Below are 20,577 nucleotides of genomic sequence, written 5' to 3'. Positions count from 1 at the left end.
GCCGTGCAGGGCTGGGTATTAGCCTGACGTGCAGGCGGTGGTAATATCTTTATGAGCTGCCGTAAAACCACTGAGAGAATACGTATCGGTGGTGAGGGTGTCACGGCTGGAGGTGCCTTTGACCGTGAGCGAGGAGCCACGGATCATCGCCTGAACCATGGCCTTGTCTGTGGCCTCATCACGATTCCAGGCGCGCTCGCCATTGGTGAACATTTCATAAGAACTTGAGCCAACAGACACTGTCGCATCTGAATTTTCTTTATAGGCATAGCCAGCAACAATGCTGACGACATCCATAGAATCTTCGCTGGGGCGATGCGTGACCAGAGCAAAGACATCACCGCGCCGAGTGTAATTCCCTTCTGCTTTTGTGGGTTCGCTGGCCATGTAGCAAACGATTCCAGAATCTTCCTGATACGAATAAGCTGTCCATGCACCATGGGTGCCGATCACAGTTACGTCTTGGGCCGATGCCGCTGTGGCGCCGGTTAGGGCAATCATCAAAAATGTGAGTGCTGTCAGTGCGTTAATAGCGCGCATCCAGAAGAACTCCCTTCGTTTTATTATCAGACCTCAGAGGTCACCATCCCAGGGGATTGTGTTGATCTTGTGGCTCAGACGCAAGCCATTAGTTTCTGCGGAGTCGCAAGTCAATCTTCTCGCCCCCCTTTTTCAACTTCTGCAAGCTCTGCCAAAGGCGGGTCCGTGCGGTATTGCTGGATTTGCTGACGCCGCAGAATAGGGCCGCCATGAACATGTTCCGGCAAAGCCTGGGTTGGTCCGCCGGGCGAAACCGGACGGCCCGGAAAGCGGCCACGAGACACCAGGCGATCATACATCACCACAACCCCGGCAATCCCGAGATTGAGACTGAAGCGCGTCGGGACTTTGATCAGGTGATCACAGCGCGCGATCATTGCCTTTGACAACCCAGACCGCTCGGACCCAAGAATATAAGCCGCATTTTGCGGATGGCGGAAACTGGGCACCTCGACAGCGGCATCATCCAATTCAACCCCCACCAGAGCGCACCCCGTTGGCAGACTCATGGCCTCGATCGTCGGAAATTCATAGAACGGCAATTGGCTGACCGCCTTGGACGTATCTGTATGACCCCCGGGGCGGCGCTGATACACCGCCGCAACCGTAAACACAAAACTCGCGTCGAACGCATGTGCTGTTCGAAAGACATTGCCAACATTGTACGCCTTGGTGATGCCTTCGACCCCGATTCCAAAATATCCGCGCACGCCTGGTCTCCGATTTACGTTTTTAGGTCCGGGAGGTTTTTGAAGTAATCAAGCGCGCCCGGATTGGCCAGCGCTTCGGTGTTGTTCAATTGACGCCCGTGAATAACATCGCGCACCGCAAGTTCAGAAATTTTACCGGACCGGGTCCGTGGTATATCCGGGACCGCCAGCACCTTCGCAGGCACATGACGGGGGGAACACTGACTGCGAATCTGTGTCTTTAACATGGTGATCACATCGTCCGTTAACGTCGCATCGGCTTCCATGATGACGAACAGAATGACGCGGACATCCCCGTCCCATTGCTGGCCGACCACCAGGGCCTCTTTGACTCCGCCAAAGCCTTCGACAACCCGATAGATTTCCGCCGTGCCAATGCGCACACCCCCAGGATTCAGCGTGGCATCAGAGCGGCCATGAATGATGAAACCCTGAATCCCGGCAGCGTGTTCGGTTTGCTCAACCCAATCGCCATGGGTCCACACTCCTGGGAATGTTTCAAAGTAAGCCGCGTGATAACGGGAGCCGTCGTCATCGCCCCAGAACCCGGTGGGCATGGAGGGAAAGGCATTGGCGCAAACCAGTTCGCCCGCGCCCTGTGTGAGACGGGTGCCATCGGACGCAAAGACCGCCACATCCATCGCCAGAGCCGGGCTTTGGATTTCGCCGCCATAGACGGGCAGTCTTGGATTGCCAGTCATGAAACAGCCGATGATATCGGTGCCACCCGCAATAGACGCCAAATGGACATCCGCTTTGATGTGCGAATAAACATACTCAAAGCACTCTGCCGACAACGGCGACCCCGTGGACGCAAGGGTGCGCAGCGCCGACAGATCATGGCTGTCGATGGGGTGGGCGGCGACCGCTTTGAGCGCCTCGATAAATTTCGCTGAAGTGCCAAAGAACGTAAATCTCTCCTCGGCGGCATAGTCAAACAACACCGATACCTCGGGATAGGCGGGCGAACCATCGTACAAACACAGCGTGGTTTTTAAGGCCAGAGCCGAGACCAGCCAGTTCCACATCATCCAGCCGCAGGTGGTGAAATAGAACACGCGATCTTCAGCGCGGATATCCAGGTGATAGCGATGTTCTTTGAGGTGCTGCAACAACGTGCCGCCGTGGCCATGCACAAGGCATTTGGGCGCACCGGTGGTGCCCGACGAAAACATAATGAACAACGGATGCGCAAAGGGTACGCGGGTGAAGGTCAAGGGCGTCGAAGACTGTGCAGCCAACGCCTCCGGCCAAACCTCAGCCTTTGGGAGATCAAGGTCTGCGTTCAGGTCCTCAACAAATGGCACCACCAGAACCTTCGTCAGCGTGGGGAGTCCGGCGACGACTTCTTCAATTTGGGCGCGGCGGTCGTGGGTCTTGCCGTTGTAGATATAGCCGTTGGTGGCGATCAGCACTTTGGGCTCGATTTGACCAAAACGGTCGAGCACACCGCGCACCCCAAAATCCGGCGAGGCCGACGAGAACACGGCCCCCAGCGAGGCCGCCGCCAGCATGGCGATCACCGTCTCCGGACAGTTGGGCAAGTAGGCCGCAATGCGATCCCCTGTCGAAACACCTGCCGCCTGGAACACCTGGGCGCAGCGCGCCACATCCTGACACAAGGCGTCGAACGTCAGGGATTGGCTGACGCCATCTTCTCGACGGAACAGAACAACCGTTGCAGTTGGGTCCCGCGGGGCAAGGAGATTTTCCGCATAATTCAGCTGCGCCTTTGGAAACCACGAGGCCCCCGGCAGACGCGCTGCCTCCTCAAGGACCACATCACCAGGCTCCCCGATCACCTCACAATCACCCCACAGGAAGCGCCAAAACAGCTGGGGGTGGTCGACGGTCCAGCGGTGAAAGGCCGCGTCATCTTCAGCCGGCGCATCGTGAGCGGCAGACAGGCCCTGCATCAACGCTGTCATGGCCGATGAGCGACTGCGCGTCTCAGACGGAGACCAGAGGGCTGACCTTTGATCGCTGTTCACGAATAGTTTCCTTGCAGACATAACTTCATTGCAGACATGGCTTCATTGCAGACATGGCTTCATTGCAGATAAGGCCGGTCACAAATCCTGCGTCTTTGCTATAGTATGAGGTGTTCAGGTGCAAAGCCCAATCTGCGCCTCACTTTTGCGTAATGGCATGCTTATGCGCCTGTTGGATATGTTTTGACGTCTTCTCCCATAATTTCCAGTGACAGCTTGCCCATCGATAATCTGCGTGGCGCGATATGGATGCTGGGCAGTGTTGTGCTTTTTTCCGCGACGGCGGTGTTGATCAAGCTCGCCGGACAAACGCTGCATACGTTTGAGATCGTCTTTTTCCGCTGTGTGTTCGGCATGCTGGTGGTGATTCCGCTGCTGATGAAAAGCGGCATGGGCGCGCTGCGCATTCGAAAGCCGGGGCTGCATCTCATCCGCGTCACCTGTGCCGTGATCGGCATGGCCTCGGGCTTTTATGCGGTAGCACAGTTAGAGCTGGCGACCGCCATTTCCCTGAATTTCACCCGGCCCCTGTTCATGATCATTCTGGCGGCGGTGTTTCTGCGTGAGTTTGTGCGCTGGCGACGCGGCCTGGCGACAGCGGTTGGATTCATCGGCGTGCTGATCATGGTGGAGCCGGGCAGCATGGTGATTGAACCGGCGATCCTGGCCGGGCTCTTGGCGGCGTTGGCTGTTGGAGGCGCGTTGGTGACGGTAAAACTGATTGTGCCCTACGACGCACCGGTCACAATTATGCTGAGCTTCTCAATTGGCACGGTGGTGATCTCTGCTATTCCAGCAGCGCTGGTGTGGCAGCCCCCAAGCCAGAGCGACCTGATGTTGCTCATGGGGTTGGGCATTTGTGCCAGCCTGGGGCAGTACTGTCTGATCCGGGCTTTTGCCATCGGCGAGGCAACGCTGATGAGCCCGATTGATTATCTGCAAATCATTTTGGGAACAGTGGCAGGGCTTCTGATTTTCAACGAGCGCCCCAGCCTGGCCACCTTCATTGGGGCCGCCGTGATTGTCGCCTCAACCCTATACATTGTGATGCGGGGCGCCCGTGTGCAGGCCCCGCCGCCGCCGCCGCCTGACCCGGCTGTGACGCCAGAAAACCGCTAAAAACTGGGGTTTTGGGCCCTTTTAATGGCCCAACCCCTTTTTTACGAGTCCAGGCCGACCTTGGAACGAGCCCATGCACGCCCGTTTTTCAGACCACAAAATCATATATTTCAATGGCTTAGATGAATGTGGAGCGAGCCCATGCACGATCTCTTTGTGCTGCGCTGCATACCCCCCTGAAAATCTGACCGCTATCCGGCAGCGGCGTCCATAAACGTCGCCAGATCCACATCGCGCTGACTGAGACCATCGGCGTCGTGGGTGGTGAGCGTGACCTCGACCCGGTTGTAAACGTTGAACCACTCGGGGTGATGATCCATCTGGTCCGCCTTGAGCGCACAGCGGGTCATAAAGCCGAAGGCCGCATTGAAATCGGCAAACTTAAACGTGCGCTGGATGGCGTCACGGCCCTCGACTTCGGTCCAGTTAGACAACGCAGACAACGCTTTCGCGCGCGCGGTGGGTGATAATTTTTTAACCATGACGGTGTCCCTTTGGTTTTGGCTTGTGGTTTTGGCTTGTGGTTTTGGCCTTGGGTTTTGGAAAATGACGTCCGGCGAAATTCTTGTCTAAACTGCTTGCCGCAGCACCGGCAACACCTCGGCCTCGAACCAGGGGTTCTTTTTCAGCCAGCCGGTGTTGCGCCAGCTGGGATGAGGCAGCGGCAACAAACCCTCGTCCTGATACTCCGCCCAGGCTTTAACCGTGTCCGTCATCGTGTTCTTGCGGCGTTTCCCCAGGTAATACGCCTGGGCATACAGGCCAATCAGCAGCGTGAGTTTAATGTTGGGCAGATGCGCCCGCAGCTTTGTGTGCCAGAGGGGCGCGCACTCAGGGCGGGGCGGGGCGTCGCCGCCCTTTTTTCCGGCCTTGTTATCAACCCCCGGATAACAGAAGCCCATGGGCATGATGGCGATGCGGCGATCATCGTAAAAGGTGTCTTTATCGACGGCGAGCCAGTCGCGCAGGCGATCGCCGGATTTATCGTCCCAGGGGATGCCGCTGTCATGGACGCGCGTGCCGGGAGCCTGACCGATGATCAGCAGCGTGGCCGAGGGCGCAACGCGCACCACCGGACGCGGCCCCAACGGCAGATGGGCCGCACAGTGGGTGCACGCGCGCACATCGTTCAAAAGAGCAGATAGCTTCGTCATGGGGTCGTGGCTCATAAGACCGCCAGCAGGTCGTCCACATAGGCGGGCACGACTGCCGTGGCGGGGCCATACACCCCCTCATCAAAATGATCGGCCCCCACCGACGGTTCCAGGTTCAACTCGACTGTGCGGGCGCGGCCAATGTGTTTGACCACCGAGACAAAGCCCGCCGCCGGATAGACATTGCCCGAGGTGCCGATGGAGAGGAACAGATCGCAGTCCAGCAACGCCGCCTGAATACGATCCAGCTCCAACGGGGTTTCCCCAAACCACACCACATGGGGCCGCAGGCCGCCCGGACTGTTGCAGGCGGCGCACACATCCGCCCTGGACATATCACCTTCCCAGGCAACGATATGCTGGCAGTGATTACAGCGGGCCTTTGAATGGACGCCGTGCATATGGATGAGGTTTTGGCTGCCCCCGGCCTCGTGCAGAGAATCCACGTTCTGGGTGATCACCGTCACCTGCCCTGGCCAGTGGTGTTCCAGCCGGGCCAGGGCCATATGGGCGGCATTGGGATTGGCGGTGGCGACCTTATGTCGGGCGCGGCGCATGTTGTAAAAGGCATGGACGGCGTCGGGGTCTTGTGCGAAGGCTTGCGGAGTCGCGACGTCCTCCAGGCGGACTTTTGACCAGATTCCCCCCGGGTCGCGGAAGGTCTCAAGCCCGGATTCCTGCGAGATTCCAGCTCCTGTGAGGATAACGATATTAGAATTCTTCTCGGGCGTGAAGCTTTGGGGCATAGTGCGCGCCGCTGGGGACCTAAACTGGAGCTATGCTAGCCCCTGATCAGGTCAGTGCAAAGGACAGCGTAAAGGACCACAGGGATCCATAGAGATCCATAGGAATAAGGAAGACGGCCAGTGCCGGTTGGGGTTTTATTTGTTTGTACCGGAAATATCTGCCGTTCGCCGACGGCCGAAGGCGTATTCCGGCATTTAGTGGTTGCGGCGGGACTAACCAAAGAGATCAACGTGGATTCTGCTGGAACCGAGGGGTTCCACATTGGGGAACCGCCGGACGCGCGCGCGGTCGCGGCGGCAAAAGCCCGTGGGTATGACATGTCGGGTCAGGCGGCGCGGCGGGTGTCCGAGCAAGACTTTCATCGCTTTGATGTGGTGGTCGCCATGGATAAGGGGCACTTCCGGCATCTCACCGCTATGGCCCCAGGGGACACCTATGAACGGGTAAAGCTGTTTATGTCCTATGCCCGAGGGGCGAAAACCGAAGACGTGCCCGACCCTTATTATGGCGAGGAAGATGGCTTTGATAACGTGCTTGATCTGATTGAAAGCGGCAGCAAAGGATTGCTGGAGGCGATTCAGCGCGATTTTCTCTAACTTAGGTGTTTTCACAGGTTCCAAACCAAGCAGGTGACACAACAGCCATGAGCCCGGTCCTCCATGTGCGCGTCGGAACAGCCCTGAACTGCGCGGTCAAAAAAAGTGCGCCGCTGACCGGGGGATGCGTTGGCGATGTGTCGGCCCTGGACCTAGTGGATGGACGCCGGGTGGTTGTTAAAACGGCCCGCAAAGGTCAGGCAGCGACACTGGACCTGGAAGGCTGGATGCTCGCCTATCTGGCCACCAAAACCGCCCTGCCTGTGCCTGAAGTGTTGCATCGCGAACCAGATTTATTGGTGATGTCATACATTGAGACTTCGGGTGGCATTACAGCCTCCGTTGAACAGGGTGCCGCAGATCATCTGGCGCACCTTCACAGCATAACGGGCACGGCGTTCGGGCTGGAGCGTGACACCCTGATTGGCGGCTTGCCTCAACCCAATCCGGAAACACCCACCTGGATCAGCTTTTTCGCGGAACAGCGATTGCTGCATATGGCACAGGAAGCCCGTGCGGTGCGGCGGCTTCCCGCTGCGATGGTGAGCCGGATTGAAACCCTATGCGGAAAGCTGGACAGATGGATTGAAGAGCCGGACACCCCCGGCTTGATTCATGGTGATCTGTGGACCGGCAATGTGCTGTGCGCGGCGGGTAAGATCGCCGGGTTTGTTGACCCGTCGATTTACTATGCCGACCCGGAAATCGAATTGGCGTTCGCAACCTTGTTTAACACCTTTGGGGATGCGTTCTTCGCGCGCTACGCCGAACACCGCCCGATCAAGCCGGAGTTTTTTGAGGTGCGCCGTGACCTGTACAATCTTTATCCCCTGCTGGTGCATGCCAAGCTGTTCGGCGGCAGCTATGTGGATTCCATCGACAGCACGTTGAAAAAATTTGGGGTTTAGGTTTGATGGTGAGGTGGTTCATCCGACCTCCGCACTCTGGCAGGGTGATCCGCTGATCCATGGATTGCCCTGATAAACAGGGCAATGACCAAAAGGTGGATCAATATATCTGTGGCTATCTGTGGGAAATGATATCTTTGAAAAACTCTGCTTACATTTTGCCAGCAAATTCGGTGACGCCCGCTTCAATCCATTGCACAAATTTTGGATTGGACGACAGACCTTTCTCGTTAAAGGCATAGGTCAGACCTTCGAAGTCTGAGGCAATTTTATGCTGCACGCCGCGCGTTGACAGCAGGTATCCAACCACAACCACGTCTTTGCCGTAGGCGGCGGCGTTGTCGATCCAACTGCGCATGACGTCGACATTGTTTTGGCGGATACGTGCAGGCGCATCGTCTTGCAGATTGTAAGACCGCACATCGGCAAACACGCCCGCGGCCTTCATGCGAGCTGCATGGGTGTCGAGCACCGCCAACTCAAGCACGTTGTCTTCATATTTTTCAGGGCCATGCCCAAGAATAATCACGAGCGTGTTGGCCGGGTCTTTGACCACTTCCATAGCGTGATCAGTGAGCATCTCCGTAATCAACGGGTGGCTGGATTGCGGCACGCCCAATGTGACCGGGACAGTTTGGTTGACGCGCGGTGCGGGCAGATACGAGGCTTCTTCGCGCTCGCCAAAGTAATAAGCCCATTGTTCATACACCGAGCCGGAGGCGGACAAGGCGGCGGGGACGACGACAATGCGCTTTGCGCCCGCCTCGGCCAGATTATCAACAGCGGTTTGAAGATGATCGCCGTTCATCATCGCCATACCAAAGCCAATGGACGTCGGGTACGTTGACGCTAAGCCACCAAGAGACTCCGCAAAAAAAGTATCGCCTGGTTCCCCTGCGCCATGGGCCAGAACGATCACGCCGAGATCGCCCTTAAGAGACGCAGCGCTGACATAGCGCTCGTAGGTGGGGGGCATCATCATCATGCTGCCCATGATCTCTTCATCGCTCATGGTTTGGTACTGCATGACCTTTTCGCGGAGGATGCGGTACTCCTCCTGGCTCATCTCATGGCCAGAATGATCCATTTGGGAGTGGTCCATCTGCGAATGATCCATTTGAGAATGATCCATTTGAGAATGGTCCATATTTTGCGCAAATCCAGGCGCAGAGATCAGGCTAACCAGAGCGACACCGCTCATCACAGAGAGAAATCGGGATAAATAGGGGCGCATAGAATTAACCTCCAGCAAATTTGGCAGCGGACTTGCTCTTATAGTTGGCGCAGGCACCACATGGGTCAAACCGGGGCGCACAGATCAAGTGGTGATCAATACCATCGTCCAGGACCGGTCAGGTCAAGGGAAATCAGAAGGAGTCCACCCTGGTCCGCCTCGAATCCGAGCAATGGCGCGCCTTTCAGGGCATCCACCCAAACCGCGCAGCAGAGGAGCACGGTGGCCGTTGGGACAGAGATGATGCGGCAGTTATGCGGAAATGCGGACAGAGTCGCCGAGCGGATACGCCGCGACCTCATCATAAACCGAGCCGCCTTTGCCCATATGACTTTCAAACATGACAATGCGATCCACGGGGACCGGGTCCGTCCAGAACAGGCTGTGGTGTTCCACAAAAGACTGAATGCGGACAGGATTCGCCGCACGGAACCGGGCCAGGGTGACATGGGGGCTGAACTTGCGCGGCTCGGGCGGTTGACCGGCCCGCACCACCGCTGATTCCACTTTGCTTTGCAGGTGCGTGAGGGCGGGGCACGGTTGCGCCCGGGCAAACATGGCGCGTGTTTTGCGGCCTTGTCCAAAGGTGCCTAGACCGGACAGCGTAAATTCAAAAGGCGGTGTGTCGATCCGCTGCAAGGTGCTGTCGATATCGGCGGCGGCATGACGATCAACCTCACCGATGAAACGGAGTGTCATATGATAATTGTCTGGATCCACCCAGCGGGCACTAGGCAGCCCTTCAGCAAGAAGAGATAACTGGGTGCGGACGGTTTCCGGCAGAGCAAGACCCACAAATAAGCGGAACATAGTGCTTTACCTCTCTCACCTATCAGCCCGCGCAAAGAATTTTATGCACGGGTTAAAACATCCGAGACGACAGCTTTATAAAAACACAGATAGGACCCCAGTGTAACCATACATTCTGTTGCCGCAGAATTCTCCGTTGGCATAAAAACCGGTGAGCGGAAAGTCGCCCAACGTTTCACCAATCAGCTGAACCTCGCGGCCAGCCGCGCCAAACATGGCCGCACCGCGCGCCACACACGACACAAAAACACCGCCACGGATGGGCCGATCGCCAATGCGATGTTTCAGTTCTGTTAAACGTTTGGTGAAATCTTGCTGCGCTGTGCCCGGGTCACGCCGGACAAACATAATCTGATCGCCAATATCCACATCATCGCCGACCGCCAGCATGCCGCCATTGGGATCGAGCCCGACCAAATTGCGGACCGTGTAGTCGCCGGTGTCACTGCCCGTGACCGGCATGGCAACATGGATGTATCCGCCGATGCGGTTGAGATCACGCGCCAGAACTTCACCAATATCCTCTTTCAGCACCTCCACGGCGGGGCGGCCATCGAGCGCGGCAATGATCGACCGTTCACCGGCGGTAATGCGATGCAGCGGCCCGACCGGCGAGCAGCCTTGACTGTGCGTGACCATGACAGAGATTTGCGCCGCCAACAGAACACCGGACAGACCCCCACCGGTCGGTTGGCCAGCCATCTGGGTCGCCGTGTCATTCAAGCTGGTGAGGCCGCCCACGAAGTAGCCATTGCCGGCCGCGGGCAGGGCCTCGACCAAACTGGCGATATGACGGTTACGGGGATCGCCATGGGCCAAGCCAAACACCGGGCCATGAGAGGTTGCCCATGCCCCTGACAGCACGGGGGAGATGTCCTCGACCGTGGTGACGGAGTCAAAGACATGAAAGCTGTCCGCCGCCCATGGGGCAATCATTGCTGATAACGCTGGCGCATCTTGATGCTCGGCGGTGGCGCTGCAAATGCCATACCCGACGCAGCCGACCCAGTTTGGCACACCGGTGCGTTCTTTCAGGGTGGTGACGATATCAGAGAAATTGGGTGCTAGCGGTTCGGTGACGTAGACCATGCCGAGACCATCCCCATGGGGCAGTTTGACTCGGCTGGTGTGTTCGAGTTGCTGACCCGCGTCCGCCAGAACGCTTTTCCAATCCTCGCCCGTTGCAAGAGCGCTGGCAAAGCGCGTCATAAAGAGGGATCGGAAGAACGAGGCTCTTGGGAGCGCGAGTCTTTTGCCTGCACCGCTTGGGTTTTCTCCGCACGTTCAATGAGCTGTTCCACATAGGGCAGGATTTTCCCGACGATGACGTTCACGCCTTCGGGATTGGGATGAATACGATCATTCTGATTCAAATCTGCCTCACCGGCCACGCCGTCGAGGAAGAAGGGATAAAACACCACATCAAATTCGCCGGCCAGACGCGTGTACACACCGAAAAACTGATCGCCGTAGTTCCGGCCCAGATTGGGCGGCGCCATCATACCGGCCAGCAAAACGGGCAGACCTTCGGCGTTCAACCGGGTGAGAATGGTTTTGAGATTATCGTAAGTGACATCGGGATCGATGGCGCGCAAACCATCGTTGCCGCCCAGCTCGACAATTACGGCGTGGGGGTCTTCGGCCAACGACCAATCCAGGCGTGAGCGTCCGCCAGAGGTTGTATCGCCGGAAATGCCCGCATCCAGAATTTCGACATTATAGCCTTTGGCCTGGAGGTCTTCTTGCAGGCGTGCCGGGAAGGCCAAGGCGAGATCCTCAAGGCCGTATCCCGCCGTGAGACTGTCGCCAAGAACGAGAATACGAAGTGCTTCGGCACGCGTCCCGCTGTCTGCAATCTGGATAAATCTTTGATCTGAGTTGAGTTGGCCCGCGTAAGACCCTACAGAATATCCAGACAACATCACCAATGAAACGAGGGCTAACAAAACACCCCTCCGCGTGGTAAGGGTGCGCTTAATCATGACTGAAACTCCGCATCAACTCGACGTTACACGTCACCAGCCGGCCATAGACCTGAATGACGTTCACCTCACCTTGGATGGACCAGCAGGCAAGGTCAATATTTTGCGGGGTGTTTCATTGACTGTGCCTCAAGGAGAGGCCCTTGGCGTGGTTGGGCCTTCGGGCTCTGGCAAGACCACCATGTTGATGGTCACCGCCGGGCTGGAGCGCATCTCCAGTGGCCGCGTGGTGGTGGCCGGACAAGATTACGCCGCACTGGACGAAGATGGCCTGGCACTGTTCCGCCGCGACAACATCGGCATTGTGTTTCAGTCGTTTCACCTGATTCCCACCATGACCGCGCTGGAAAACGTCGCCGTGCCGCTGGAGTTTGCCGGACGCGATGACGCCTTTGATCGCGCCGAAGAACAATTGAAGGCGGTGGGACTGAGCCACCGTATGACCCACTACCCCGGGCAACTCTCTGGCGGGGAACAACAGCGGGTGGCCCTGGCCCGCGCCTTTGCCGTGAAACCAAAACTGCTGTTGGCGGACGAACCCACCGGCAACCTGGACGGTGGCACCGGACAACAGGTCATCGACCTGCTGTTTGAATTGCACGACAACAGCAACACCACACTGATGTTGATTACTCACGACATGAAACTGGCCGCGCGATGCGAGCGCGTGGTGAGAATTGGCGACGGCGTGATCGCCGGCGAAGGATTGACCACAGCTGCCGCGGAGTAAATTTGCCATGCCGTCTTTTTCTCTCGCCGTGCGATACGCTTTCCGGGAATTACGCAGCGGCTTGGGTGGCTTTCGTATTTTCATTGCCTGTTTGGCCTTAGGCGTTGCCGCCATTGCCGGCGCGGGATCCCTGAACCAGGCCATTCAATCGGGCATTGAAGAAGACGCCCAACTGTTGCTCGGCGGCGACCTGCAAGCCACCATGACCTACCGCGAAGTCAACGCCGAAGAACGCGCCGCCCTTGAAGCAGCCGGCGACGTCAGCGGTCAAATCACCATGCGGTCGATGGCGCGCTCCATTGATATCTCTACGGGCGACACCCGCGAACGCACGCTGATTGAACTGAAGGCGGTTGATGATCTGTATCCCCTTTACGGTGCCATGGGCATCACACCCGCGCTGCCCCTGCCGGATGTTCTGGCAGAGAACGGCGGCTATTGGGGCACGGCGGTTGATCCGGTTTTGAAAACACGCCTGGACATTGAGATCGGCGACATCATCCGGGTTGGCGAAGGCGATCTGCAAGTTCGCGCCTTCATCGACAAAGAGCCAGACCGGGTGATCAGCTTTGCCACCGCAGGCCCCCGGGTGATGGTCGCCACTGGGGCAATGTCCGCAACCCAGCTGATCCAGCCGGGCAGTTTGATCAGCTACGTTTACAATGTGCGCGTCACCCCTGGCGTGAACCCGGACGACCTTCGCGAATCCCTGAAGGTGGATTTCCCCGATGCCGGCTGGCGGATACGGGGCTTGAATCAAGCCGCCCGGAGCCTGGAAGTGTTTCTGGATAACGTCACCCTGTTCCTCACCCTTGTGGGCCTGACCGCCCTGCTGACCGGTGGTATTGGCGTGGCCAACGCGGCGCGGGCCTATCTGGATGGACGGCTGACCACCATTGCCACCTTGAAATGCCTGGGCGCGCCGGGCGGGTTAATTTTCAGCATCTACGCCATACAGTTGTCGGTGCTGTCAGTGATCGGTATTGCGTTGGGTCTTTTGATCGGCGCTGGCGTGCCGTTCCTTGCGGCCAATGCCATCGGCGGCATGCTGCCCGTGGACGCGCGCTTTGGCATCTACAGCGCGCCACTGATTAAAGCGGCCATCTTTGGTGTGCTGTCTGCCGCCGTCTTTGCACTGTGGCCGTTGGCCAAGGCCCGGGAAATTCCGGCGGTCGCCTTGTTCCGTCAATTCCTGAGTGACATTCGCCGCTGGCCGCGCAAGCGTTACATGGCCGGTCTGATTGTTTTGAGTCTCGCGCTTGGGGCCTTCACGATCTTCACCGCCGACCGCCCGAGTTTCGCCTTCTTCTTCGTCGTCGGGGCCGCGGTTTCGCTAGTGCTGTTTCGGTTTGCCGCAACGGGTGTGATGAACCTGGCCGCCAAACTGTCGAGCAGACGCGGCGGCATGACGGCGGGCCGCCCGACCTTGCGCCTGGCGATGGCCAACCTGTACCGGCCTGGGAACCCAACAACATCGGTCGTGTTGTCGCTCGGACTTGGCCTCTCGGTGTTGGTCTGCATTGCGCTGCTTGAGTCCAACCTTAACGAACAGATCAACGGCGAACTGCCCGAGCAAGCGCCGAGCATGTTTTTCATCGACATTCAGCCCCATCAAACCGAGCAGTTTAAAGCAACGGTTGAGGCACAAGCGGGCGTGGATAAGGTCACTCTGGCCTCGATGATCCGGGGGCGGATTTCCCAGATTGATGGCGTGCCGGCCGCCGACGCCAACATTGCCCCGGATGCCCGCTGGGCGGTGCGCGGCGAGCGTGGCATTTCAACCGCCGCCGTTAAGCCTGAGAATGCGAAGCTGGTGAAGGGCGACTGGTGGGCGGAAGACAACGAGGACGAAAATTTTCTGTCCATAGACTCCCGGGTGGCCGAAGGTCTGGGTCTGGACATTGGCGATAGCCTGACCGTGAATATTCTGGGACGTGAGATCACCGCCGAAGTGGCCAACTTGCGCGATATCCGCTGGGAAGACGGCACCATGAATTTTGCCTTGGTGTTTTCCCCCAACGCGCTGCGCGGCGCACCAGGGATGTACATTGCAACAGTGAATTCTGAAGCTGGTACCGAAGAAGCGATTGAACGGGCGGTGGTGGATCAAATGCCGAACGTCACCATTGTTCAGGTCCGTGAAGCCCTGGAAATTTTAGAGCAGGTGCTGGGGGCACTGGGCACTGCGGTGCGGGTGACCGCAGCGGTGGCCATTGTGGCAGGGGCGTTGGTTCTGGCCGGGGCCATTGCCGCCGGACATGCGCGCCGGATTTATGAATCCGTTGTGCTGAAAGTGTTGGGCGCGACCCGCGCTGATGTGCTGAAAGCCTTTGTGTTTGAATACTGCCTGCTCGGCCTCGCCACCGGCACCATTGCCGCCGTCGTCGGCAGCTTATCGGCTTGGGCGGTGCTGGTTTTCGTCATGAAAATTGATTGGATTTTATTCCCTGGGATTGTCGGCGGGGTCATCGTCGCCTGTATCGCCGTCACCTTGTTGGCTGGTTTTGCTGGCGTTTGGCGGGCTTTGGGCATTAAGGCGGCACCGCTCTTGCGCAACGATTAGTCTCAAAAACGCGCGCGAATCGATTTACAGCCGAAAAATCGTCCGTCTCGAGACGATTCTTACATAAAAAACATCCGATTAACGTTGAAGACAGCGCCAAAAGACCCAATATTAACGGCACTGGCTCAGCGGCGTCATGAGATGACACAACCGCGATGAGCTGATCGTAACCTTTGTGAGGAGCACTATGGCTACCGAACTTGATCGCAGAACTTTAACTGGAGCCGCTGGCGTAGAATCCGCCGCCATCCATGAAGGCCTGCGGGCGTATATGTTGAGAGTATACAACTACATGGCCTCCGGCCTGTTGTTGTCCGGTATTGTGGCCTTTGCCGTTGCCAATTCTGGTCTGATCAACCTGTTTTTTCAGGTCGAAGATGGCCGGCTTGCTGGCTACACCGGTCTCGGCTTGATCTCGATGTTCCTGCCACTTGGCCTGATCCTGTTCATGAGCTTTGCCGGACAGAACCGTAGCGCCGGGACGATGCAGCTTCTGTATTGGCTGTTTGTCGGCACCATGGGCGTGGGCCTCTCAACCATCCTGCTGACCTACACCGGTGTGAGCGTCGCCCGTACCTTCGTGATTACAGCGACGGCTTTCGCAGGGCTCAGCCTGTATGGCTACACCACTAAAAAAGACCTGTCGGGCATGGGCACCTTCCTGCTGATGGGCCTGATTGGTTTGATTGTGGCGATGATCGTCAACATGATCTGGCCAAGTGGCGTGATGGGCTTTGTCATCCCCGTGGTCGGTGTGCTGATCTTCGCTGGCCTAACCGTGTATGACACCCAGCGCATTAAAAGCACCTACTTCCAGGTTGAAGGCTCAGACAAGGAAGAGCATGCCGCCGTAATGGGTGCGGTTGCTCTGTACCTGAACTTCATCAACCTGTTCCAGTTCCTGCTGATGTTCCTTGGTAATCGCGAATAATCTTAAGGACTGCGGTAATCGCGAATAATCTTAAGGACTGCCAAAATAAATGCAGAGAGCCCGGGCCAAAGCCCGGGCTCTTTTTTTTACCTGAAATATGGCTTATGGCGGTTCGTCATGTTGTTTACGGCGGTTCGCCTGTCGATCTAGATGCTGGAAACGGTCGGAAATACGGTGATAGACGCTTAAGGTCCAAAGCAGAAAAGGGCCAACCTGCCATGACCGACAGTATGACCGAAACAGTATGACCGAAACTGTCCGCTCTGTTGCACGCAGCTTGCATTTGCTGGCGACGCTCAATCGCAACAATGGGGCCAGCTTGAACTGGCTGGCCAAAACCACAGGGCTGTCGCGCGGCACGACCTATCGCATGCTGGAGACCTTTATCGCCGAAGGCTACGCGGTCAAAGATCTGGCCAATCGCGGGTACTGGCTGACCGATCATGTACGGGGCCTCAGCGATGGCTATGCGGCCACAGGCTGGATTACCACGGTGGCGAAACCCCTTCTGGATGCGCTGGGTCATAACGTAGTGTGGCCGCTGTCACTCTGCATCCCCTCTGGGACCGACATGGTGGTGAAAATGACAACGGATCTGGATACGCCGTTGACCATGGAATTGATCTCGGCGGGATTGCGGATGCCGATGGTCACAAGCGCGGCGGGGCGAACCTATCTGGCTTTCTGTCCTGCTGCGGAACGAGAGTTGTTGCTTGATCTGATCCAGCTTGCCTCACAAACCGCATCCACACTGAGCGCAGATGACGTAAAGACACTTTTGGACACATTGGCTGAGATTCGCCGCTCCGGGTACGCAACCGTGGAAGGCACTCATCGGGTCAGCAATTTATCAGTGCCGGTTTTTGCCGGCGGCAACATTATCGCCTGCATCGTCTTGCGCTTTTACACCTCAGCCAAAACACTTTCTGAAGCGGTTGCGGCCTATGCCGGCCCCTTGAAAAACACCGCGAAAGACATTGGGATACGATATTCCTCGGAACACCTCCCTACAGAACCTCTAGGAGCGCAACCATCTTGACCGCCAAAGTTAAACCTCGCGCCTTAACAGGTGTGAGTCTGACCGCCTGCCTGTTGATTGGCATGTCCATGAGCATGTCCTCACAGGCCGAAACAACGTTGCGCGTTGCCCGCAATGCGGCCCCGCCAAGTTTGGGCAATCCTCTGACCAGTGTTGGTCAACCGGGATCGGGGGTGTGGAGTGCGCTGTTTGACAGTTTGACTGTTATCGGTCCGGGCGGCGTTCTGAAGCCGGGCCTGGCGGAGTCCTGGACCCTGGTGAACGACACGCGGTGGGAATTTAAGATTCGTCCAAACGTCACCTTTCATAACGGCGCACCGTTAACCGCGCAGTCGGTTGCAGCCATTTTGACGTATTTGAAAAGTGACGACGGACGGCGGTTTTATGTCGCGACCGAAGTGGACACCATCGCCAACCTTGACGTGATGGACGATCTGACCCTGGCCGTGATCACCACCGCACCGGATGCCATTTTGCCCAAGCGCATGGCGCTGATCTCTGTGCCTGAACCCAAGACATGGAACACGCTGGGACCAGACGGCTTTGCCCAGGCCCCCGTCGGCACCGGCGCGTTCAAACTGCGCGACTGGGGCCAAGCCTCCGGTCGCATGATCTTTGATGCGTATACAGAGTCCTGGCGCGCGCCGAAAAACATCGACGTGCTGGAGCTCTGGACGGTCGCCGATGCGACAACGCGGATTCAGGCGTTGCTGACCGGACAAGTTGATGTGCTGGAATCTCTCAGCGTTGATGATGTCGCGCTGGTTGAGAGCGCCGGTTTTAAAGTGTGGAGCTTTGGCGGTGCCCAGGTGTCATCCATCGCCTTTCGCACGGTTGGCAACCCGGACTCACCGTTGCAGGATATAAGAGTGCGGCAAGCCCTGAACTACGCGGTCAACCGGGCCTTGATTGCCGATGTGTTATTTGGCGGCCTTGCGGCCCCGGCCAGTCAGGGCGCAAGCGCTGGCACCTTTGGCTATGACCCGGACCTTGACCCGATACCCTATGATCCGGCACGGGCGAAGGCGTTGCTGAACGAGGCCGGATATGGCGACGGGTTTCCCCTGACCATTGAAGTGCTGACGGGGTTTAGCTCGGTTGATACTTTGCTCTATCAGCAAGTGGCGCAGGATTTGCGCGCCGTGGGCGTCGACACAACCGTGCGCACGCCACCTTTTGCTTCATGGCTCAGAAAGTTTCAGAGCAACGCATGGGGCGATACCGATGCGTTTTCTTTGATGTGGGATTCCGGCGCGTATGCCGACGCCATTCGGCCTATGCGTAATTTTTCCTGCGCCAAAGCGGTGCCGTTTTTTTGTGATGAGTCCGTCATGCCCGCCATCGAACAGACCGATCGCATTATGGATCCGGCCGCCCGTGAGCAGCACTTGCAGACCGTGTTGGGCATGATGCGTGAGATCGCCCCCGCCCTGCTGCTGACCACAGCCAGTCAACGGATGGCAACGCGCCCTAACATAACGGCGCTGACCCTTAATCCGCCGAACATCGCTTATCACGACATAGAGTTTGCGCCAGCGCGGTGAAAATAAACCCGGTGAAAATAAACCCGGTAAAAATAAACCCGCTGAAGGAGAGCTTAGTCTTCAGCGCCGGAGTCAGGGTCGGAGCCATCTTCAGCATCACCCTCGTCATTGCCCTCGGTATTACCATGGCCTTGACCCATATTTGCACTGGCTTCATCCAACGCATCGGCACAGGGCTCTGAAATGTCCATGATGTTTTCCATCAAACACTGCACACCGGGCATGCCGCGTTGACCGTCGCAAAATTCTTTGAGGTCTGCCGCACAATTCATCATGACCGGGCTGGCGCCGCCCTCGCCCCGGCCCATGGGACCCATGGGTCCCTTGTGCTCCATGGCAGGCTGAGCCTGAACCGCTGTGACTGTCAGCACAGATAATACAGCGCCGATGCAGAGTTTTATAATCATGATGAGGTGCCTTTCCTGAGACCAAGACTTGAACATGATGCGAGAAAGTTACTCCTATCAGAAAAATAAACGAAGCGATATTTGAAGCCGCCTGTTTTGCTCTGCTGGAATATGTAACCATAATGCGGCAACGCATGTGGGGAGCAGGTTTTGAGCAGCAACGCAAAACGGATGACGCGACGCATTATGATGGTGGCGCTGGTCGGCGGCCTGATGACGTCGATGATGTATGTGTCCTATGCGATGGGGTTTCGCTCGGGCATACGGGAAGACACAGTGTGGCTGATGCCGAACTGCTAGACAAAAAGGCGACTGACGAGAATAAATGGTGCCGACGCGCGGAATTGAACCGCGGACCTACTGATTACGAATCAGTTGCTCTACCCCTGAGCTACGTCGGCATACTAAATTGGGCATACGAAGTTGGGCAAATCACTGATGCCGCCCAATCTTGAAAGCGGCGGGACCATAGAGCATGAACGCACAAAATTAAAGCGCTTCGAAGACTTTGCCCCTCTTAACCGGTGAAATCGCGATACAACTGTCAGTAGTTACATACTTTAACGTTTCGAATAAGTTAACTATTATTTTGGCAACTGACGGACGTACTCAGGAACATCTATAGACGAGAGAACAACAGTGCTGCCATGTTTAAAAAGTTGTTTGTAAGTCTCTACTTCGCCAACTAATTCTGCATGGAGGCGGGCCAAATCTTCCGCTGGCATTATATCTTCGGCTTTGGCCTTTGATTTATTTGGAATTACTGGCAACTGGATAGTATCAGGGTTAAACAATTTAATGCCTAAGTGTTGACCGATAGTTGATAAAAAACCCAAAGGATCGTCCTTAAGAAATTTGAAATCAAATACGACAACATCACCGTGACCACGTATCAAATGTAGCGCTCCTGAGAAATAAGCCTTTTTGAATAAGTAATTTTTTGATTTACTGATACTCTCAGGTGTTTCCTTTTCATGCTCGAAGAGCATTTGAATATATGAATTCATAACATCGCGCGGATTCCGCACAACGACGAAAGGTCTTATGTTTATACCTGACAATCTGGACCTTAAGGTTTCAAACAAAAAGTTAGTTGCGAAGATACCGTTGTCCATCAGGAAATTTGGATCAACCGTTATGGTCGGCTTCCCAGCCGGATAGAGAGACAGCAACCTGTGAATCCGTTCACAAGACAGTGTAATACGTTCAGTGTCATTCAGGCATCCCAATATTCCCGAAACATGTTTGCTAAGATTTTCGGAACAAATCGCTTCGTAAAACGCAACATCTGAAGAACTAAAGTGCGTTCTATTTTCCGAGTCTGCGAAAACTGTTTGAGTATGCTCAGACAGAGAATATAGATTTGGAGTATGTCGAAGAATGGGATACCACTGCGAAACAGGTGTCGCATTGTATGGGCGTGAATCTGGATGACCTAAAGACTTAACTGCGGCCTGAAGTAAAGCATGTGTATACAGAGAGCCGGATTTCTTCAGAGATGCAATTAGACACCAATCCTGAGAACGCAATTTTGTTGTTTCGCTAGTCACTGCTTTTGCCTTACTGAAGATC

General features: G+C 56.5%; 21 protein-coding genes and 1 tRNA gene. 9 read left to right on the top strand and 13 right to left on the bottom strand.

All coding sequences use genetic code 11. The annotated features are described in order from the left end of the window. Positions 1–18: 18 nt before the first annotated feature. The 3 genes from RIC29_11275 to RIC29_11265 form a co-directional block, all read right to left on the bottom strand. Positions 19–540, bottom strand: coding sequence for an invasion associated locus B family protein (locus RIC29_11275; protein MEQ8735496.1), 522 nt, complete (start codon positions 538–540; stop codon positions 19–21). A gap of 110 nt (positions 541–650) precedes the next feature. Then, on the bottom strand, positions 651–1,250 hold the full coding sequence (locus RIC29_11270) for an RNA methyltransferase (GenBank protein MEQ8735495.1): 600 nt from the start codon (positions 1,248–1,250) through the stop codon (positions 651–653). A 14-nt stretch (positions 1,251–1,264) separates the two neighbouring features. After that, positions 1,265–3,241 (bottom strand): acetoacetate--CoA ligase, encoded by a 1,977-nt coding sequence (locus RIC29_11265; protein ID MEQ8735494.1) that lies wholly within the window; start codon positions 3,239–3,241, stop codon positions 1,265–1,267. 183 nt (positions 3,242–3,424) lie between these two features. Between RIC29_11265 and RIC29_11260 the strand changes: the two genes are divergently transcribed. Beyond that, the gene (locus RIC29_11260; GenBank protein ID MEQ8735493.1) at positions 3,425–4,360 is read left to right on the top strand and encodes a DMT family transporter; all 936 of its coding nucleotides are present in this window, start codon (positions 3,425–3,427) and stop codon (positions 4,358–4,360) included. Positions 4,361–4,551: 191 nt separating this feature from the next. Here RIC29_11260 and RIC29_11255 read toward each other — a convergent pair whose 3' ends face one another. The 3 genes from RIC29_11255 to RIC29_11245 are packed head-to-tail and all read right to left on the bottom strand — an operon-like array spanning position 4,552 to position 6,260. Then, a complete protein-coding gene (locus tag RIC29_11255; protein ID MEQ8735492.1) occupies positions 4,552–4,908 on the bottom strand; it encodes a 4a-hydroxytetrahydrobiopterin dehydratase in 357 nt (118 codons plus the stop codon). 21 nt (positions 4,909–4,929) lie between these two features. Next, entirely contained in the window at positions 4,930–5,514 is a 585-nt protein-coding gene (locus RIC29_11250) for a uracil-DNA glycosylase family protein (protein ID MEQ8735491.1), read from the bottom strand. Positions 5,515–5,525: 11 nt separating this feature from the next. Next, the gene (locus RIC29_11245; protein MEQ8735490.1) at positions 5,526–6,260 is read right to left on the bottom strand and encodes an NAD-dependent deacylase; all 735 of its coding nucleotides are present in this window, start codon (positions 6,258–6,260) and stop codon (positions 5,526–5,528) included. Positions 6,261–6,380: 120 nt separating this feature from the next. Here RIC29_11245 and RIC29_11240 point away from each other — a divergent pair, with 120 nt between their 5' ends. Beyond that, the gene (locus RIC29_11240; protein MEQ8735489.1) at positions 6,381–6,857 is read left to right on the top strand and encodes a low molecular weight protein-tyrosine-phosphatase; all 477 of its coding nucleotides are present in this window, start codon (positions 6,381–6,383) and stop codon (positions 6,855–6,857) included. Positions 6,858–6,904: 47 nt separating this feature from the next. Further along, positions 6,905–7,765 carry a fructosamine kinase family protein gene (locus RIC29_11235; GenBank protein MEQ8735488.1) on the top strand — a complete coding sequence of 287 codons (861 nt, stop codon included), beginning with the start codon at positions 6,905–6,907 and terminating at the stop codon, positions 7,763–7,765. A gap of 151 nt (positions 7,766–7,916) precedes the next feature. Here the strand turns inward: RIC29_11235 and RIC29_11230 are convergent, their stop codons facing one another. From RIC29_11230 to RIC29_11215, 4 genes are all read right to left on the bottom strand, one after another. Further along, on the bottom strand, positions 7,917–8,999 hold the full coding sequence (locus tag RIC29_11230; GenBank protein MEQ8735487.1) for a CbiX/SirB N-terminal domain-containing protein: 1,083 nt from the start codon (positions 8,997–8,999) through the stop codon (positions 7,917–7,919). Between the two features lie 252 nt (positions 9,000–9,251). Beyond that, entirely contained in the window at positions 9,252–9,809 is a 558-nt protein-coding gene (gene thpR, locus RIC29_11225; protein MEQ8735486.1) for an RNA 2',3'-cyclic phosphodiesterase, read from the bottom strand. A 75-nt stretch (positions 9,810–9,884) separates the two neighbouring features. Next, positions 9,885–11,018 carry an FIST C-terminal domain-containing protein gene (locus tag RIC29_11220; protein MEQ8735485.1) on the bottom strand — a complete coding sequence of 378 codons (1,134 nt, stop codon included), beginning with the start codon at positions 11,016–11,018 and terminating at the stop codon, positions 9,885–9,887. Then, complete coding sequence (locus RIC29_11215; protein ID MEQ8735484.1) at positions 11,015–11,791, bottom strand: arylesterase; 777 nt, start codon at positions 11,789–11,791, stop codon at positions 11,015–11,017. Before RIC29_11215 ends, RIC29_11220 begins: the two co-directional genes overlap by 4 nt. Between RIC29_11215 and RIC29_11210 the strand changes: the two genes are divergently transcribed. The 5 genes from RIC29_11210 to RIC29_11190 all read left to right on the top strand — a co-directional run bounded on the left by RIC29_11210 (position 11,790) and on the right by RIC29_11190 (position 18,598). After that, complete coding sequence (locus RIC29_11210) at positions 11,790–12,521, top strand: ABC transporter ATP-binding protein (protein MEQ8735483.1); 732 nt, start codon at positions 11,790–11,792, stop codon at positions 12,519–12,521. The genes RIC29_11215 and RIC29_11210 overlap by 2 nt on opposite strands. Positions 12,522–12,528: 7 nt before the next feature. Continuing rightward, positions 12,529–15,084 (top strand): FtsX-like permease family protein, encoded by a 2,556-nt coding sequence (locus RIC29_11205; GenBank protein ID MEQ8735482.1) that lies wholly within the window; start codon positions 12,529–12,531, stop codon positions 15,082–15,084. A gap of 187 nt (positions 15,085–15,271) precedes the next feature. After that, a complete protein-coding gene (locus tag RIC29_11200; protein ID MEQ8735481.1) occupies positions 15,272–16,015 on the top strand; it encodes a Bax inhibitor-1/YccA family protein in 744 nt (247 codons plus the stop codon). 244 nt (positions 16,016–16,259) lie between these two features. After that, complete coding sequence (locus RIC29_11195) at positions 16,260–17,054, top strand: IclR family transcriptional regulator C-terminal domain-containing protein (protein ID MEQ8735480.1); 795 nt, start codon at positions 16,260–16,262, stop codon at positions 17,052–17,054. Further along, positions 17,051–18,598 carry an ABC transporter substrate-binding protein gene (locus tag RIC29_11190; protein ID MEQ8735479.1) on the top strand — a complete coding sequence of 516 codons (1,548 nt, stop codon included), beginning with the start codon at positions 17,051–17,053 and terminating at the stop codon, positions 18,596–18,598. The genes RIC29_11195 and RIC29_11190 overlap by 4 nt, the downstream gene beginning before the upstream one ends. Before the next feature lie 53 nt (positions 18,599–18,651). Here RIC29_11190 and RIC29_11185 read toward each other — a convergent pair whose 3' ends face one another. After that, a complete protein-coding gene (locus tag RIC29_11185) occupies positions 18,652–19,005 on the bottom strand; it encodes a hypothetical protein (protein MEQ8735478.1) in 354 nt (117 codons plus the stop codon). Between the two features lie 150 nt (positions 19,006–19,155). Between RIC29_11185 and RIC29_11180 the strand changes: the two genes are divergently transcribed. Then, on the top strand, positions 19,156–19,305 hold the full coding sequence (locus RIC29_11180; protein ID MEQ8735477.1) for a hypothetical protein: 150 nt from the start codon (positions 19,156–19,158) through the stop codon (positions 19,303–19,305). A gap of 26 nt (positions 19,306–19,331) precedes the next feature. On the opposite strand, the gene RIC29_11175 is transcribed toward RIC29_11180, so the two are convergent. Beyond that, positions 19,332–19,406: transfer RNA gene (locus RIC29_11175), tRNA-Thr, on the bottom strand. A gap of 183 nt (positions 19,407–19,589) precedes the next feature. After that, positions 19,590–20,555, bottom strand: a complete 966-nt coding sequence (locus RIC29_11170; GenBank protein MEQ8735476.1) for a sulfotransferase domain-containing protein — start codon at positions 20,553–20,555, stop codon at positions 19,590–19,592. Positions 20,556–20,577: the final 22 nt, after the last annotated feature.

This window comes from Rhodospirillaceae bacterium (assembly GCA_040219235.1).
In the GTDB taxonomy this organism is placed as follows: Bacteria; Pseudomonadota; Alphaproteobacteria; order Rhodospirillales; family Rhodospirillaceae; genus WLXB01.
This window is presented reverse-complemented; position numbering and strand designations above follow the sequence as displayed.

Coding starts and splice junctions, on each gene's coding strand:
- RIC29_11275 (MEQ8735496.1), bottom strand. CDS start 540: ATGCGCGCTATTAACGCACTGACAGCACTCACATTTTTGATGATTGCC.
- RIC29_11250 (MEQ8735491.1), bottom strand. CDS start 5,514: ATGACGAAGCTATCTGCTCTTTTGAACGATGTGCGCGCGTGCACCCAC.
- RIC29_11245 (MEQ8735490.1), bottom strand. CDS start 6,260: ATGCCCCAAAGCTTCACGCCCGAGAAGAATTCTAATATCGTTATCCTC.
- RIC29_11235 (MEQ8735488.1), top strand. CDS start 6,905: ATGAGCCCGGTCCTCCATGTGCGCGTCGGAACAGCCCTGAACTGCGCG.
- RIC29_11230 (MEQ8735487.1), bottom strand. CDS start 8,999: ATGCGCCCCTATTTATCCCGATTTCTCTCTGTGATGAGCGGTGTCGCT.
- thpR (MEQ8735486.1), bottom strand. CDS start 9,809: ATGTTCCGCTTATTTGTGGGTCTTGCTCTGCCGGAAACCGTCCGCACC.
- RIC29_11220 (MEQ8735485.1), bottom strand. CDS start 11,018: ATGACGCGCTTTGCCAGCGCTCTTGCAACGGGCGAGGATTGGAAAAGC.
- RIC29_11210 (MEQ8735483.1), top strand. CDS start 11,790: ATGACTGAAACTCCGCATCAACTCGACGTTACACGTCACCAGCCGGCC.
- RIC29_11215 (MEQ8735484.1), bottom strand. CDS start 11,791: ATGATTAAGCGCACCCTTACCACGCGGAGGGGTGTTTTGTTAGCCCTC.
- RIC29_11205 (MEQ8735482.1), top strand. CDS start 12,529: ATGCCGTCTTTTTCTCTCGCCGTGCGATACGCTTTCCGGGAATTACGC.
- RIC29_11200 (MEQ8735481.1), top strand. CDS start 15,272: ATGGCTACCGAACTTGATCGCAGAACTTTAACTGGAGCCGCTGGCGTA.
- RIC29_11195 (MEQ8735480.1), top strand. CDS start 16,260: ATGACCGAAACTGTCCGCTCTGTTGCACGCAGCTTGCATTTGCTGGCG.
- RIC29_11185 (MEQ8735478.1), bottom strand. CDS start 19,005: ATGATTATAAAACTCTGCATCGGCGCTGTATTATCTGTGCTGACAGTC.